12 protein-coding genes are annotated in these 13,330 nt (G+C 68.9%); 5 read left to right on the top strand and 7 right to left on the bottom strand.

Translation table 11 applies throughout. The features are described from left to right. Positions 1-18 precede the first annotated feature (18 nt). Positions 19-336: a hypothetical protein gene (locus tag ACIBHX_RS33560; RefSeq protein WP_397071397.1), complete on the bottom strand. Its 318-nt coding sequence runs from the start codon at positions 334-336 to the stop codon at positions 19-21. Between ACIBHX_RS33560 and ACIBHX_RS33555 the strand changes: the two genes are divergently transcribed. Then, the gene (locus ACIBHX_RS33555; RefSeq protein WP_397071396.1) at positions 335-640 is read left to right on the top strand and encodes a hypothetical protein; all 306 of its coding nucleotides are present in this window, start codon (positions 335-337) and stop codon (positions 638-640) included. The genes ACIBHX_RS33560 and ACIBHX_RS33555 overlap by 2 nt on opposite strands. Here the strand turns inward: ACIBHX_RS33555 and ACIBHX_RS33550 are convergent. Beyond that, entirely contained in the window at positions 616-2,010 is a 1,395-nt protein-coding gene (locus ACIBHX_RS33550; RefSeq protein ID WP_397071395.1) for a PLP-dependent aminotransferase family protein, read from the bottom strand. The genes ACIBHX_RS33555 and ACIBHX_RS33550 overlap by 25 nt on opposite strands. On the opposite strand from ACIBHX_RS33550, the gene ACIBHX_RS33545 reads away from it, so the two are divergent. Together ACIBHX_RS33545 and ACIBHX_RS33540 are read left to right on the top strand one after the other, a co-directional pair. Next, positions 2,009-2,920, top strand: coding sequence for a DMT family transporter (locus ACIBHX_RS33545; protein ID WP_397071394.1), 912 nt, complete (start codon positions 2,009-2,011; stop codon positions 2,918-2,920). The two genes, ACIBHX_RS33550 and ACIBHX_RS33545, sit on opposite strands and share 2 nt — an antisense overlap. Before the next feature lie 47 nt (positions 2,921-2,967). Further along, positions 2,968-3,990 (top strand): hypothetical protein, encoded by a 1,023-nt coding sequence (locus tag ACIBHX_RS33540; RefSeq protein WP_397071393.1) that lies wholly within the window; start codon positions 2,968-2,970, stop codon positions 3,988-3,990. Between the two features lie 3 nt (positions 3,991-3,993). Here the strand turns inward: ACIBHX_RS33540 and ACIBHX_RS33535 are convergent, their stop codons facing one another. The 5 genes from ACIBHX_RS33535 to ACIBHX_RS33515 form a co-directional block, all read right to left on the bottom strand. Further along, positions 3,994-4,473 carry a GntR family transcriptional regulator gene (locus tag ACIBHX_RS33535; RefSeq protein ID WP_397071392.1) on the bottom strand — a complete coding sequence of 160 codons (480 nt, stop codon included), beginning with the start codon at positions 4,471-4,473 and terminating at the stop codon, positions 3,994-3,996. A gap of 40 nt (positions 4,474-4,513) precedes the next feature. Beyond that, the gene (locus ACIBHX_RS33530) at positions 4,514-4,990 is read right to left on the bottom strand and encodes a GntR family transcriptional regulator (RefSeq protein WP_397071391.1); all 477 of its coding nucleotides are present in this window, start codon (positions 4,988-4,990) and stop codon (positions 4,514-4,516) included. A 738-nt stretch (positions 4,991-5,728) separates the two neighbouring features. Further along, complete coding sequence (locus tag ACIBHX_RS33525; protein WP_397071390.1) at positions 5,729-7,813, bottom strand: transglycosylase domain-containing protein; 2,085 nt, start codon at positions 7,811-7,813, stop codon at positions 5,729-5,731. A 604-nt stretch (positions 7,814-8,417) separates the two neighbouring features. Then, the gene (locus ACIBHX_RS33520; RefSeq protein WP_397071389.1) at positions 8,418-9,143 is read right to left on the bottom strand and encodes a RadC family protein; all 726 of its coding nucleotides are present in this window, start codon (positions 9,141-9,143) and stop codon (positions 8,418-8,420) included. A gap of 549 nt (positions 9,144-9,692) precedes the next feature. Next, the gene (locus tag ACIBHX_RS33515) at positions 9,693-10,409 is read right to left on the bottom strand and encodes a GntR family transcriptional regulator (RefSeq protein ID WP_397071388.1); all 717 of its coding nucleotides are present in this window, start codon (positions 10,407-10,409) and stop codon (positions 9,693-9,695) included. A gap of 267 nt (positions 10,410-10,676) precedes the next feature. On the opposite strand from ACIBHX_RS33515, the gene dapA reads away from it, so the two are divergent. Together dapA and ACIBHX_RS33505 are read left to right on the top strand one after the other, a co-directional pair. Next, complete coding sequence (gene dapA / locus ACIBHX_RS33510; protein WP_397071387.1) at positions 10,677-11,585, top strand: 4-hydroxy-tetrahydrodipicolinate synthase; 909 nt, start codon at positions 10,677-10,679, stop codon at positions 11,583-11,585. 54 nt (positions 11,586-11,639) lie between these two features. Next, positions 11,640-13,325, top strand: coding sequence for a ribonuclease J (locus tag ACIBHX_RS33505; RefSeq protein WP_397071386.1), 1,686 nt, complete (start codon positions 11,640-11,642; stop codon positions 13,323-13,325). Positions 13,326-13,330 lie beyond the last annotated feature (5 nt).

The raw sequence follows: 13,330 nt of genomic DNA, 5'->3' as shown, positions 1-13,330 counted from the left end.
AGCTCTCCGCGCACACCTTCAGCCGCTCCCACCCCGGCTGCGCGGCGTGCGCCGCGATCCGCGCCGGCGCGCCTCTGACACCGCCCTCCACCGGCTCCAGGCTGGGCTTTCTCTCGATCGTGACCCTGAGCGGCAGGTCGGGCAGTACGGCCGGGCCGTCGCCGCGCGCAGGCCCTCGCGCGGGGCGAGCGCGGTGGCCAGGTCGTCGTCGGAGGCCCGGTCGTCGGCGCCGCCCAGACCGTGGTCGCGCAGCCAGATCGTCAGCTCGTCGGTCTCGGCCTCCACGCCCGGCGTGTTGAGGAAGTCGCGCACGAGCTCCAAGTAGGTTGCTGCCATGATCGTGCGTACATGGAGAGGCTTCACGCTCGCCGCCAAGGCCGACGAGTACGAAGAAGTGCTGCGGCGCACCGGTTTGGCCGACTACATCGGTACTCCGGGGAACAAGGGCGCGTATTTCACCCGGCGCGAGCACGGCGACAGGACCGAGTTCTTCGTGATCTCGATGTGGGAGTCCTGGGAGGCCGTCAAGGCCTTCGCCGGCGACGAGCCCGAGGTGGCCGTCTACTACCCGGAAGACGATGAGTACCTGCTGGAGAAGGAGCACACCGTCGACCACTACGAGGTGTTCGCCAGCGCCTGACCCAGGCGTCGCGTGCCCTCGGCCAGCTCGGCGAGGTTGGCGGCCTGGAGGTGGGTCACGCGGACGCGCGGTCCGGGGGGTTCCGAGGGGTAGTAGATCCGGCCGGGGCTGACCAGGACGCCGGCGCGTTTGGCAGCCTCGACCAGGGCGGCCTCGTCCACCTCCGGCGGCAGCCGTACCCACAGGTGCATGCCGCCGCGCGGGACCAGGTGCAGCTCCACGCCCGGCAGGCGGGTGAGAGCGGTGGCCAGGGCGTCCCTGCGGATCTTGATCTCCTCGTGCACCGCCTTGAGGTGGCGCGGCCAGACGGGGGAGGTGACGAACTCCAGCGCCGTCTCCTGCAGCGGCCTGGCCACGAAGAACGACTCCACGAGCTGGCTCGCCCGCAGCCTGCGGGCGGCCGGGCCGCGCGCGATCACCGCGGCCACCCGCATGCTCGGCGAGAGGATCTTGGTGAGCGAGGCGATGTGGACGACCGTGCCGTCCGCGTCCGCCGAGACCATCGTCGCGGGCGCCTGGTCGGTCAGGTAGCGGGCGAAGTCGTCCTCGATCACGAAAGCGCCTGCCGCCCTGGCCACCTGGAGCACCTGCTCGCGCCGCTCGGGCGTCAGCGTGGCGCCCGTCGGGTTGTGCAGCGTCGGCTGGCAGTAGAAGACCCGCGCGCCGGTGACGGCGAAGGCCTCGGCCAGCAGCTCGGGCCGCACGCCGTCGCGGTCCATGGGTACGGCTGTCGCCCGCAGCCCCGCGGCCTTGGCGGCCGACAGCGCTCCCGGGTACGTCGGCGTCTCCACCAGGACCTGGGTGCCGGGGGCCGCCAGCGCCCTGAAGGCGTGGGTGAGCGCGGCCTGGCCGCCGCTGACGATCAGTGCGTCGGTCGCCGTCACGTCGCCGCCCGCCTGGGCCGCGAACCACCTGCGCAGCTCGCGCAGCCCGTTGAGCGGGGGGAGCGCCCAGGCGTCCGGCCTCCTGACCGCCCTGGCCGCCGCGACCCCCAGCTGCCTGTCCGGCCTGAGGCCCGGCGGGAGATAGCCGCCGGTGAACGGGATGACGCCCTCCGGCGGCGGGGTCAGCAGCGTGGTCACCGGGCCGTCGTCCACGACCCGGTCGCCCAGCGCCACGGTCTGCCACTCCAGATCGCCGGCCTCGTTGACCGTTTTGGCGGGTTTCACCACGAAGACCCCGCTGCCCGGGCGCGAGACGACGCTGCCCTCGGCCGCCAGCCTGCCGATCGCCCGCGACACGGTCACCGGGCTCACGCCGTGGCGGCGCATGATCTCCCGGCTCGACGGCAGCCGGTCGCCGGGGCGCAGCTTCGCCACCTCGTCACGCAGAGCTGTGGCGAGAACGGCGATACTGCTATCGTTGTTCATGAGTACACAGAATAGCGCTATCGTCTCCCGTCGAGTAGCGGTCGGACCTGCCCGCCTCGGTTCCGGCCTGGCCTTCCTCGGGGTTCTCGCCTTTTCCGGGTCGTTTCCGGCCACCGTCTTCGCGATGCGCGGCTTCGATCCCTGGCTGGTGGCCATCGGGCGCGCGGTGATCGCCGGGGTCGTGGCGCTGGTGTGCCTGTGGGTGGCCCGGCTGCCGCTGATCCCCCCGCGCCACCACTGGCCGTCTTATGCGCTCATTTCGGCAGGTGTCGTCTTCGGGTTCCCTGTCTTCAGCGGGCTCGCCCTGTCCATGGGGGCCACCACCGCGCACTCCGCGGTGGTGATCGGCCTGCTGCCCGCCGCCACCGCCGCCTGCGCGGTCGTGCGCGCGGGGGAGCGGCCCCGGCCGCTGTTCTGGGTCGCCTGTACGGCCGGCGCCGCCGCGATCTCGCTGTTCACGTTCACCCGGGGGACCGGGGGTGCCGCCTGGGCCGACCTGCTCCTGGTGGGGGCGCTGCTGTCGGCGGCCGTGGGGTACACCGAGGGCGGGCGGCTGGCCCGGTCGGTGCCCGGGTGGCAGGTGATCTCGTACGCGCTGGTCGTGTCGCTGCCGGTGACCGCCCTCGTGTCCGGGTTTTTGGCCTTTTCTACGCCTATTTCCGTGTCTGCTGAGTCTCTTGGTGGTTTCGCCTACGTCGGGTTGATCTCGATGTTCCTCGGGTTCGTTCCCTGGTACGCGGGTCTGGCCATGGGCGGGATCGCCAGGGCCGGGCAGGTGCAGCTCACCCAGCCACTGCTCACGCTGGTGTGGGCGTGGGTGCTGATGGGGGAGCGATTCGGGTGGATCACGGTGGCCGCGGCGCTCGCCGTACTGGCCTGCGTGGCCATCACTCAGCGCTCCCGTACTTGAAAGGCGTGACGGCGGCCCGGAGGATGGGGAGCGGAGGTGTCACAACGATGTCAGACCTCACGATCCCGGAGGGCGGCTTCTGGCCCGCGCCGGAGGTGCCGCAGCCGAACATCTACCCGATGGAGTGGCGGGTCGAGACCGAGAAGCTGGCGGCCATCTACGAGAAGTCCAAGCGGATGGTCTGGAACCCGGCCGACCTGCCCTGGGACGGGCTCCGCGCCGAGGACTTCACCCGCGAGCAGCGCCTGGGGATCATGTACTGGTTCGCCGTGCTCGCCAACTTCGACGCCTCGGGACCCGCCGTCTTCGCGCGGGCCACCATCCAGGCCTTCGAGAAGCACGAGGAGGACCCGGTCAGGAAATGCTTCTTCTCCATCACCCGTGACGAGATGAACCACGAGGAATGCTGCCAGCGCACCATCGCCCGGCTGTGGCCCGGCGGGCCCCTGAACTGGACTCCCTCCGACGACCTGGAGAGGGCCGCGCACAACAACATCGGCTGGCTCTACCACAACGGCGGCCGCTACTGGAACGGCTACACCTCGGCGGTCGGCAAGTACAGCCTCCCGGTGCTGTTCACCAGCTTCATGATGGGCGAGATGGCCGCCTCGACGCTCTTCCGCGGCATGGCCACGGGGACGCAGCACCCGGTCTTCTCCGAGATGTTCCAGCGCATCGGCCGCGACGAATCCCGGCACCTGCAGATCTGCATGACCATCCTGGAAAACGAATGGCCGGGCCTGACGGACGACGTCAAGACCCTCATCACCCGCCAGCTCCGCGCCGGCTTCGTCTTCCTGTCGATGATCCTCTGGGAACCGCCGGAGGGCTTCTGGGAACTGCCGCCCTACTTCCTCCCCAACCACCGCGTCCTCATGAACCACGCCCGCGAGGCCGGCCTCGGCGTCCTCACCTACGAAGAACAGGCAGAAAACTGGCGAGTAGCGATGGCCCGAATCCGCGCCATCGTCGAACGCTGGGGAATCGCCTTCCCCGCCATCCCCGAACTGGACCTGGAAGGCGTAACAGTCGACTTCATAGACCCCGAAGAAATCATCCCGGTCTTCTAGCTCTTACGCTTCTGGCCGGTCCTCTGGCTTGAGCACGTAGGTGCCTCGGTAGGGGACGGTGAAGACCCAGCCCTTGTCCCGGAGGAAGGCCGCGGACTGGCGAACGGTGACCTTGGCCACGCCGTACTGCTTCATGAGAGTCTTCTCGCTGGGGATGGGGCGGTTAGACGGCAACTGGCCGGACTTGATGCGCTCGATGAGCTCCTTGGCGATCCGCTCGTACACGGGCGTGTACTGCCGCAGTCGAGGGTGATCGGGCGGGCCGACGAACGTGCCCTCGCCCTGGATCGTGTAGGCCACGCCTTGCTCGCGCAACTCCCGGGCGACCCGCCGTGCAGTCGTGCGCGCGATGTTGTACTCCGCCTCGAGCTTGGCCTCGCTCGGGACCGGCTCGCCGGGCTTGAGCTCTCCACTCTCGATCTGTCGGCGGATCTGATCGGCGACCTGCTTGTAGATGGGTACGGGCCCTAGTCGGTCGAGCATGCTCCAAGTCTAGACGTATAGATACAAGCAGTCGAGTGGGTCAGTCCTGCGGCCAGGACTCGGGCGGCGAGACGAAACTGCCGCGTGCGGCGACCGTGTAGATCCACCCGTGTTCGCGTAGGAGAGCCATGGCCCTGCGAACGGTTTCCCGTGCTACGTCGTACTGCTGCGTGAGCGACGTCTCGCCGGGGATCGGGCGGCGCGGCTGGAGCTTGCCCGACCTGATCTGCCGCTCGATGTCATCAGCGATCTGGCGGTACATGGGGACCTTGCGAGGCTCGCGCGGGGCGTCGCCGGGGGACCCGACGAAGGTGCCCTCTCCCTGCACCGTGTAGATGAGGCCTTCTTCGCGCAGGACATGGATTGCCCGCCGTGCGGTGGTCCGCGCGACTCCGAACTCGCTCTGAATGTCAGCCTCACTGGGCACAGGATGGCCCGAGGTAAGCCCCGAGACCCGCTGCCGGAGTATCTCCGCGATCTGCAGGTAGATGTGGGTGTCTCCGTTGTAGTCGAGCACAGACGAAAGATAGGCGAAGGGGTACGAGGTGCCATAAATCGCTCTGCCTCATTAGACGAGACTTTCTGTAAACCTAGACAGTGAGATACAACTAGACGTATGGTCGCTGTGGAATGTGTGGCGCCACACCTACCCCCTCCTTCAAAGGGGCATGAGGTGATCGACTGGTATCCGGACGCAGGGTGGAGACGACCGACTCGCATGATCGAGTACACGTGCCCTTGCAAGCCCGTCTACTACGAGCTCTGTCAGGAGGGTGGGAAGTTCTTCATACGGAGGTTCGAGACGGACGGCAGCGGCGTGGTTCGGGTGCACGAGTCCGCGCATGAGGTGCGCTCCTTCATGGTCCCCTTGTGGGAACGCCTGCTTGCGGGGAGGGCGCAGTAGAACGATGCGTGCGGCGTCGCGTGCCGGGAGACCGTGATGCCGCTTCACCGGGTGACGTGTTGAGGTCTGCGTCGCCCGATATGCGGATGGGAAGGTGGCGTGCCTGTCCGCATGGCCCCGGTAGGGCTTGCCGTCGCGAGTCCTGCCGGGGCTGAAGCTCCGTATGTCTGCTCCTCGCCCGGGCAGGCCTGCGGCCCCCGCCAGGTGCGGGGTGCTCCGGTAGGTCGTCCCAGTCACAGCGGCCTACCGGAGCCAGGGAGCGTCCCGGCAGGTCATCCTCGGCTTACCAGCCGCCTGCCGGGTACGCCCATGCACGGTCGGTGGTCCCATGCCTTGCCGAGAGGCGGCAGCTCATTGGTCTTGGATGTCCTGGAGGTCTTCGGGGGTGTCGTCCTGAGGGGTTTGGCGGGTGGAGGTGCCGCCGAAGCGGGAGGTGTTGATCGGGGTGAAGTCCGTGGACGGGGTGTTCTTGAGGGCCGCGAGCATGGTGTCCTTCCAGATCGGGCCGGGGACCGAGGCACCGAGGACCGAGCCGTAGTAGCTGCCGCCGATCGTGACGCCGCTGAGGCGGTAGCGCTGCGAGCCGCGCGGGTCGCCGATGCTGACCGCGCCCGCGAGGTCCGGGGTGAAGCCGGCGAACCACGCCGAGGCGTACTGGTCCGTCGTGCCGGTCTTGCCCGCCGCCGGGCGGCCGATGCCGCCGACCCCACGCATCGTGCCCTTGGTGAACACACCAGACAGCACGTTGGCCGCGGCGTCCGCGACCTCCGGATCGAGCGCCTGCTTGCACGAGGGGCGGTAGTCCGTGGACTTGCCCGAGCCGTCAGTGATCTTCGTGATCGCCTGCGGCGCGCAGTACTTGCCGCGCGCGGCGATCCCGGCGTAGGCGTTGGCCACGGTCACCGGGTCCATCTCGTTCGTGCCGAGGGTGAACGTCTCGAACTCCTTGAGCGGCGTGCCATCCGCGCGCTTGATCCCCAGCGACTTGGCCGTCTCGATCGTGTTGCACAGCCCGACCCGCTGCTCGAGCGCCATGAAGAACGTGTTCACCGACCCCCACGTGCCCGTCTGCAGCGTCTTGAAGCCGCCGGAGCCTTCGTCGTTCGTCACGGAATGGGTGATATCGCCGATGCCCTGACCGGCGCAGTTCTTGAACGTGGAGAGTGCGGGAGCGCGATACGACCCGCCCACCTGCAGCCCCTCGCCCACCTTCATGCCCTGCTTGAGCGCCGTGATCAGGGTGAACGTCTTGAACGTCGAGCCAGCCTGGAAGCCGAGCAGCCCGCCGTGCTTCTTGTCCGCGACCGGGTTGTAGGAGACCTCGTTCTTCTTCGCGGCGTATCCGAAGGTACGGCTGGCCGCCATGGCCCGGATCATCCCGGTTCCCGGCTGGATGAGCGCCTCGGCGGCCAGCGCGTTGTCGGAAGCGTTGACGTGCTTCTCGATCGCCTTCTCCGCGGCGGCCTGCATCGTCGGATCCAGCGTCGTGTGGATCTTCATGCCGCCCTGGTTGAAGCGTTGCGTCCGGATCCGCTGCGTCTGGCCGAAGGCAGGGTTCGTGAGCAGTTCGTAGCGGACGTACTCACAGAAGTACGGATACTTGCTGGCCTGGCACCCGTTGGGCTGCTTGACGCCCTTGTAGCCGAGCTTGGTGGCCTTCGCCTCCGCGGCCTGCTGCGGTGTGATCTTCGCGAGCTCCGCCATCCGGTCGAGCACGACGTTCCGCCGGTCAACCAGCAGCTTGCGCGCCGCCTTGCCCCGGTTCGGGTCGGTCCTGTTGGGATCCTGTACGGCTCCCGCCAGCGTAGCCGCCTGGGCCAGGTTGAGCCGGGACGCGGGCACGCCGAAGAACCGCCTGGCCGCCGACTCGATCCCGTTGGCCCCCGCGCCGAAGTAGGCGATGTTCAGATACTTCGCCAGGATCTCGTCCTTGGAGTACTTCTTCTCCACGCCCATCGCATAACGCAGCTCGTTGAGCTTGCGGGCGTAGCTGGACTCCAGAGCCTTGTTCTTCTCCTTCTCCGTGGCGGCCGCGTTGAGGAACACCTGCTTGACGTACTGCTGCGTGATGCTCGATCCGCCCTGGCTCGTCCGGCCCGTGACGAGGTTCTTCGCCAGGGCACGGGCGGTGCCCTCCAGGTCGATCGGTCCGTGCTGGTAGAACCGGTAGTCCTCGATCGAGATGATCGCGGTCTTCATCACCTCGGAGATCTGGTCGAGCGTGACGACCTTGCGATCCTGGGCGTAGAACTGCGCGATCTTGTTGCCCTCGGCGTCGTAGATGACCGACGTCTGCGCCAGGGGCGGCTCGACCAGCTCCAGCTGGCGCAGGTTCAGCGCCTCCGTCGCCGAGACGACCGTCGCACCTCCACCGCCCACCACGGGCAGGCCGATCGCGGCCACCACCACCCCCGCGGCGGCCGCCGCACCGAACAATCGGGTAACGCTTCGGATCCGACTAGGCACGCGGAAATACCCCCAAATTTCCGAATTGGTCACGCGAAGCCCACGGAGCTCATAGGCCCCAGGCATGGGCGATATAACAGCACAAGCTCGACATTCGTGTCCAAGACCGGTATGGAGCCCCCACCGATACAGGACCGGATATCACCCCACGCCGACACCCACCCTCACGAGCCCCCGGCCGCCCGCCGATGCCCCTTTCGCCCTCCGGCCACCGCGACCGGCTCCTGTACGGCGAGCCGACTCACCTACGCAGCCAGCGGCCTCAAGCGGCCACGGGCGTCCTTGTCCGATCTCTGGTCGACCGGGGGCCCGCCCCTAGGGTTCCCGCAGGCCATGCGGCTTGCTGGAGCGGGCAGGAGGCTGGCTCCGCCGTTTCCGGAACGCTCCCTCCGAGTCGCGCACGCCCGAACGGTCCCTCGAGGTTCCCGCAGGTCATGCGGCTTGCTGGAGCGGGCAGGAGGCTGGCTCCGCTGCTTTCGGAACGCTCCCTCCGAGTCGCGCACGCCCGAACGGTCCCTTCTCGGTGCTGGCGGAGGGCATGGGTGGCGTTGCGAGCGCCTGCAGGGCCGAGTTCCTACGCCTTGGACGTTCGGGAGAGGGTCGGTTTGGGGGCCCGTAAGTCTGCATGGCCTTCGCCGTCTGCGTCGGGTGGGATTCGGCGCCAGGCGGTGTCGGTGATGACGAGGTGGTCGAGGAAGCGGAGGCCCACGGTTTCGGCGGCTTGGGCCAGGCGGGTGGTGGCCGCCAGGTCGCAGTCACTGGGAGTGAGGGAACCGCCCGGGTGGTTGTGTGCAACGCCGAAGGAGGCGCCGCCCGCCGCGAGCACCGCGGTGATGATGTCGCGGATCGGGAACGCCGTGTGGTCGGCGCCGCCCTCGGTGAGGACCGTGCGGCGCAGCACCGCGCCCCGGGTGTCGCAGACGGCCACGGCGAGGCGTTCGCGGGAGTGGCCGCGTAGCAGCGGGGACGTGACGTCCGCCAGGTCCGACGTGCTGGTGATGCGGGTGCGCTCGGGGCCCGCCTCTGCGCGCCGTACCAGATGGAAGGCGGCAGCCACCCGGGCAGCCTTGGCGAGGCCGATGCCGGGGACGGTGAGCAGCCGGTGCGGGTCGGAGCGGGCCAGCTCCTGCAGGTCGCCGCAGTGGTCGATGAGCTCGGCGGCCAGGTCCATCGCGCTCGAGCCGCGGTGGCCCGAGCCGAGCAGCAGCGCCAGCAACTCGCGGTCGGCCAGCGCGGCGGCGCCGGTCGACATCAGCCGCTCACGGGGCCGCTCCCGGGCGGGCAGATCCTTGACTCGCACCCCACGGTTGTATCAACGACCCCCGACAATCACCGGTGTACGGCGAGCCCCCACGCTCCGGCGATACGGCCCAGCCACCAGCACCCTGGCCCGCCACGAAGGGCGAGACGCAGGCACCGGGGGAGCGCGAGGAGGAGGCGCCCTCGCAGGGCACCGCGCCGCCGGGCCGGGAGAGTGAGGGCGGGGCCGTGGGTGGCGGGGCGGAGGGCGCCGGAGGGAGGGCGACATGGGTGCGGAGCCGCGAGGGCGAGGAAAGTGACGGGCTCGCGTGGAGTCGTGTGCAGAGCGGGCGCGGAAGGTAGTGGGCTCGGGTGGATCGAGTGGAGGGGCGGCGCCGGAGGAGAGGGCGACATGCGCGACGGAGCCACGAGGGCGAAGAAGGTGGCGGGATCGCGTGGAATCGCGGGCGCAGAAGGTCGCGCGAGGAACGTTGCAGGTGCGCGTGGAAGCCGGGGGCAGCGGGGCGGGAGGCTGCGGCGGGGGGGTCGAGGCGTGCGGGTGGGGGAGGCGAGAGGGGGTCGGCGGGGCGGGGCCGACCCCCGGGTGGGGTCAGACGGGCATGCTGTACGTGGCCTGGAAGCGGTCGCCCGGCAGGACGATGTCGCTGGTCTCCACGGGCCGGTCGCCCGCCCAGTGGGTGCGTTCGATGTGCAGCACGTGCACGCCGGCCGCCAGGTCGAGGGCGTCGATCTCCGAGGGTCGCGGCACCCGGGTGTGCACGCTCTCCACGATCTCGGTGATCTTGATGCCGTGCGAGTACATCCGAGCCACGAGACTGCGCCGTTCCTCCTCCGAGTGGGCGGCGAATTCCAGTGGCTCGTAGGAGATGGCGAGCTGGAGCGGTTTGCCGTCGCCGCGAAAGACGTAGCGGGTCCGGGTGATCCGCGTGGTCTCGTCGAGGCGCAGGCGGCGGGCGATCTCGGGCCCGGCTTCGGCGGGTTCGCTGTGCCAGTCCCATGTCACGCGCCGTCCCTGCGACTGCAGGTCGGCGGCGAAGGGCGCCGGGTGGTCGAGGAAGCGCCAGCGGTGCAGGGGCGCGAGGTCGGGGCGTTCCCGCACGTAATGGCCCGAGCCGACGCGGCCGATGATGAGGCCCTCGCCCGCGAGCACGCGCAGCGCGTGGCGGGCGGCGGTCTCGCCGACCTGGTACTTACGGGTCAGCTGCGCCCGTGAGGGGATGGGCGCGCCGGGTGGAAGGGTGCCGTCGTTGATCTGCCGCCGAATGTCTTCGACGACGCGCAGGTAGACCGGATCTGAGGTGGCCACTAGTCCATCCCTGGGGGTTCGTGTGAGGCGTTGCCCCATGTTGCCGTATTCGGCAGGTAACCGACCGTCATCGGTGACTGTTGGAGCCCCAACTTTGCGACCGTGGAAAATTATCGAGAAACCCTGTAACGCGGATGTAAGCGTGACCGATTCTCCGATAGAGGTCGTCGATGTGTGTACCCCCGAGCACATATCGGCGACCTCTTCCAATGCCCAGGCGGGGTGGCGGCGTCCACCGGATTTGCGAATCCGGGTACCGTTCGCTCTATGGCTGTAAGCACCGAAGCCCCCTTCGGCCGCATGCTGACCGCGATGGTCACGCCGTTCACCCGCGACGGCGCCGTCGACTACGCGGCCGCGCGGCGCCTGGCGGCGTACCTCGTCGACGAGCAGCGCAACGACGGCCTCGTCGTCAGCGGCACCACGGGCGAGTCGCCCACCACCTCCGACGAGGAGAAGCAGCGCCTCCTGGAGCAGGTGCTCGAGACGGTGGGGGACCGGGCGAGGGTCGTCGCCGGTGCGGGCACCAACGACACCCATCACACGGTGAAGCTGGCGAAAGCGGCACAGCGCGCGGGGGCCCACGGGCTCCTGCTTGTCACGCCGTACTACAACAAGCCACCCCAAGAGGGCATATATCGTCACTTTGTGCAGGCAGCCGACGCCACCGACCTGCCGGTGATGCTCTATGACATCCCGGGCAGAAGCGGCGTGCCCATCAAGACCGAAACCCTGATCAGGCTCGCTCAGCACGAGCGGATCGTGGCCGTGAAGGACGCCAAGGGCGACCTGTTCGCGGGCTCCCAGGTGATGAACGCAACCGACCTGGTCTTCTACTCTGGAGATGACGCGCTGAACCTGGCCTGGCTGGCCCACGGCGCCGCCGGCTTCGTCAGCGTCGTCGGCCACGTCGTGGGGGCCGAGCTGCACCGGATGATCGACCTCTACCGCGAGGGTCGCGTCGGGGAGGCGCTGGCCGTACACCGCCAGTTGATCCCCGTGGTCGACGGGATCATGATGAAGGCCGGCGGCGCGATCATGGTGAAGGCCGCGCTCGGCATGGTGGGCCAGCCTGGGGGCGTGACCCGTCCACCGCTCGTGGACGCCGACGACAAGCAGATCGCCGAGCTGCGTACGTGCCTGGTAGCCGGCGGGGTGAAACTGACAGACAACTGAGAACGGGGAGGAACTGGGAGTTTTGAGAACAAGATGCAATAGCGAGGGCCCCGAATGAGCCACCCGCATCCTGACCTGGCGCCGCCACCGCCGTTGCCGGACGGGGGACTGCGCATCGTCGCACTGGGCGGGCTCGGCGAGATCGGCAGGAACATGGCCGTCTTCGAGTACGAGGGCCGCCTGCTGATCGTCGACTGTGGGGTGCTGTTCCCCGAGCCCGAGCAGCCGGGTGTGGACCTGATCCTGCCCGACTTCGAGTACATCAGAGACCGCCTCGACGACATCGAGGCCGTGGTGCTCACCCACGCACACGAGGACCACATCGGAGCCGTCCCCTACCTGCTGCGAGAGCGGCGCAACATCCCGCTCGTCGGTTCCAGACTGACACTCGCCCTGATCGAGGCCAAGCTCACCGAACACCGCATCCAGCCGACGAAGCTGGAGGTCGTGGAGGGCGAGCGGCATGCGTTCGGGCCGTTCGACTGCGAGTTCCTCGCGGTCAACCACTCGATCCCCGACGCGCTGGCCGTGGCGATCCGCACGCCCGCCGGGATCGTGCTGCACACCGGTGACTTCCGCATGGACCAGCTGCCGAGCGACGGCCGCCTGACCGACCTGGGCGGTTTCGCCAGGCTCGGCAGCGAGGGCGTCGATCTGCTGATGTCCGACTCGACCAATGCCGAGGTGCCCGGGTTCGTCACCAGCGAGCGGGAGATCGGCCCGGTCATCGACGAGGTGATCCGCACCTCCGAGCAGCGCGTGATCGTGGCCAGCTTCGCCTCGCACGTGCACCGCATCCAACAGGTGATGGACGGCGCCTTCAAGCACGGCCGCAAGGTCGCGCTCGTCGGCCGGTCCATGATCCGCAACATGGGTGTGGCCCGTGACCTGGGCTACCTCAAGGTCCCGCCGGGGCTGATCGTCGACTCGCGCGACATCGAGGAGATACCGGCGGAGGATCTGGTGCTCATCTGCACCGGGTCCCAGGGAGAGCCGATGGCGGCGCTGTCGCGGATGGCCAACCGCGACCACCCGATCCGCATCGCGCAGGGCGACACCGTGCTGCTGGCCTCGTCGCTCGTCCCGGGCAACGAGTCCGCCGTCAACAAGGTGATCAACGGCCTGACCCGGTGGGGCGCCAGGGTGGTGCACAAGGGCAACGCCAAGGTGCACGTCTCCGGCCATGCGGCCGCCGGCGAGCTGCTGTACGTGCTCAACCTGACCCGCCCGTCCAACTTCATGCCCGTCCACGGCGAGTGGCGGCACCTGCGGGCGCACGCCAAGCTCGCCGAGCTGACGGGCGTGCCGCGCGACCACATCGTGATCGCCGAGGACGGCGTCGTGGTGGACCTGGTCGACGGCCTGGCCAAGATCGTGGGCGCGGTGCACGCCGGCTACGTCTACGTCGACGGCAGCTCGGTGGGCGAGATCACCGACACCTCGCTCAAGGACCGCCGCATCCTCGGCGACGAGGGCTTCATCTCGGTGGTCGTGGTGGTCGACTCCAACACCGGCAAGCTCACCGCGGGCCCGGAGATCCACGCGCGCGGCTCGGGCATCGACCCGGCGCAGTTCGAGGAGTTCATCCCGCAGATCGAGCGGGCCCTGGAGGAGAAGGCCGCCGACGGCGTGGTCGACATCCAGGAGATCCGCCGCGTGGTCCGCCGCACGGTGGGCCGCTGGGTGAGCGACACCTACCGCCGCCGCCCGATGATCATCCCGGTGATAGTGGAGGTCTGACGAGG

The sequence above is a fragment of the Nonomuraea sp. NPDC050536 genome, assembly GCF_044457685.1.
GTDB lineage: Bacteria > Actinomycetota > Actinomycetes > Streptosporangiales > Streptosporangiaceae > Nonomuraea.
This window is presented reverse-complemented; position numbering and strand designations above follow the sequence as displayed.

Excerpts from the sequence above, each read along its gene's own strand:
- ACIBHX_RS33535 (WP_397071392.1), bottom strand. The coding sequence starts at position 4,473 with ATGCTCGACCGACTAGGGCCCGTACCCATCTACAAGCAGGTCGCCGAT.
- ACIBHX_RS33560 (WP_397071397.1), bottom strand. The coding sequence starts at position 336 with ATGGCAGCAACCTACTTGGAGCTCGTGCGCGACTTCCTCAACACGCCG.
- ACIBHX_RS33540 (WP_397071393.1), top strand. The coding sequence starts at position 2,968 with ATGTCAGACCTCACGATCCCGGAGGGCGGCTTCTGGCCCGCGCCGGAG.
- ACIBHX_RS33545 (WP_397071394.1), top strand. The coding sequence starts at position 2,009 with ATGAGTACACAGAATAGCGCTATCGTCTCCCGTCGAGTAGCGGTCGGA.
- ACIBHX_RS33550 (WP_397071395.1), bottom strand. The coding sequence starts at position 2,010 with ATGAACAACGATAGCAGTATCGCCGTTCTCGCCACAGCTCTGCGTGAC.
- ACIBHX_RS33505 (WP_397071386.1), top strand. The coding sequence starts at position 11,640 with ATGAGCCACCCGCATCCTGACCTGGCGCCGCCACCGCCGTTGCCGGAC.
- ACIBHX_RS33555 (WP_397071396.1), top strand. The coding sequence starts at position 335 with ATGATCGTGCGTACATGGAGAGGCTTCACGCTCGCCGCCAAGGCCGAC.
- dapA (WP_397071387.1), top strand. The coding sequence starts at position 10,677 with ATGGCTGTAAGCACCGAAGCCCCCTTCGGCCGCATGCTGACCGCGATG.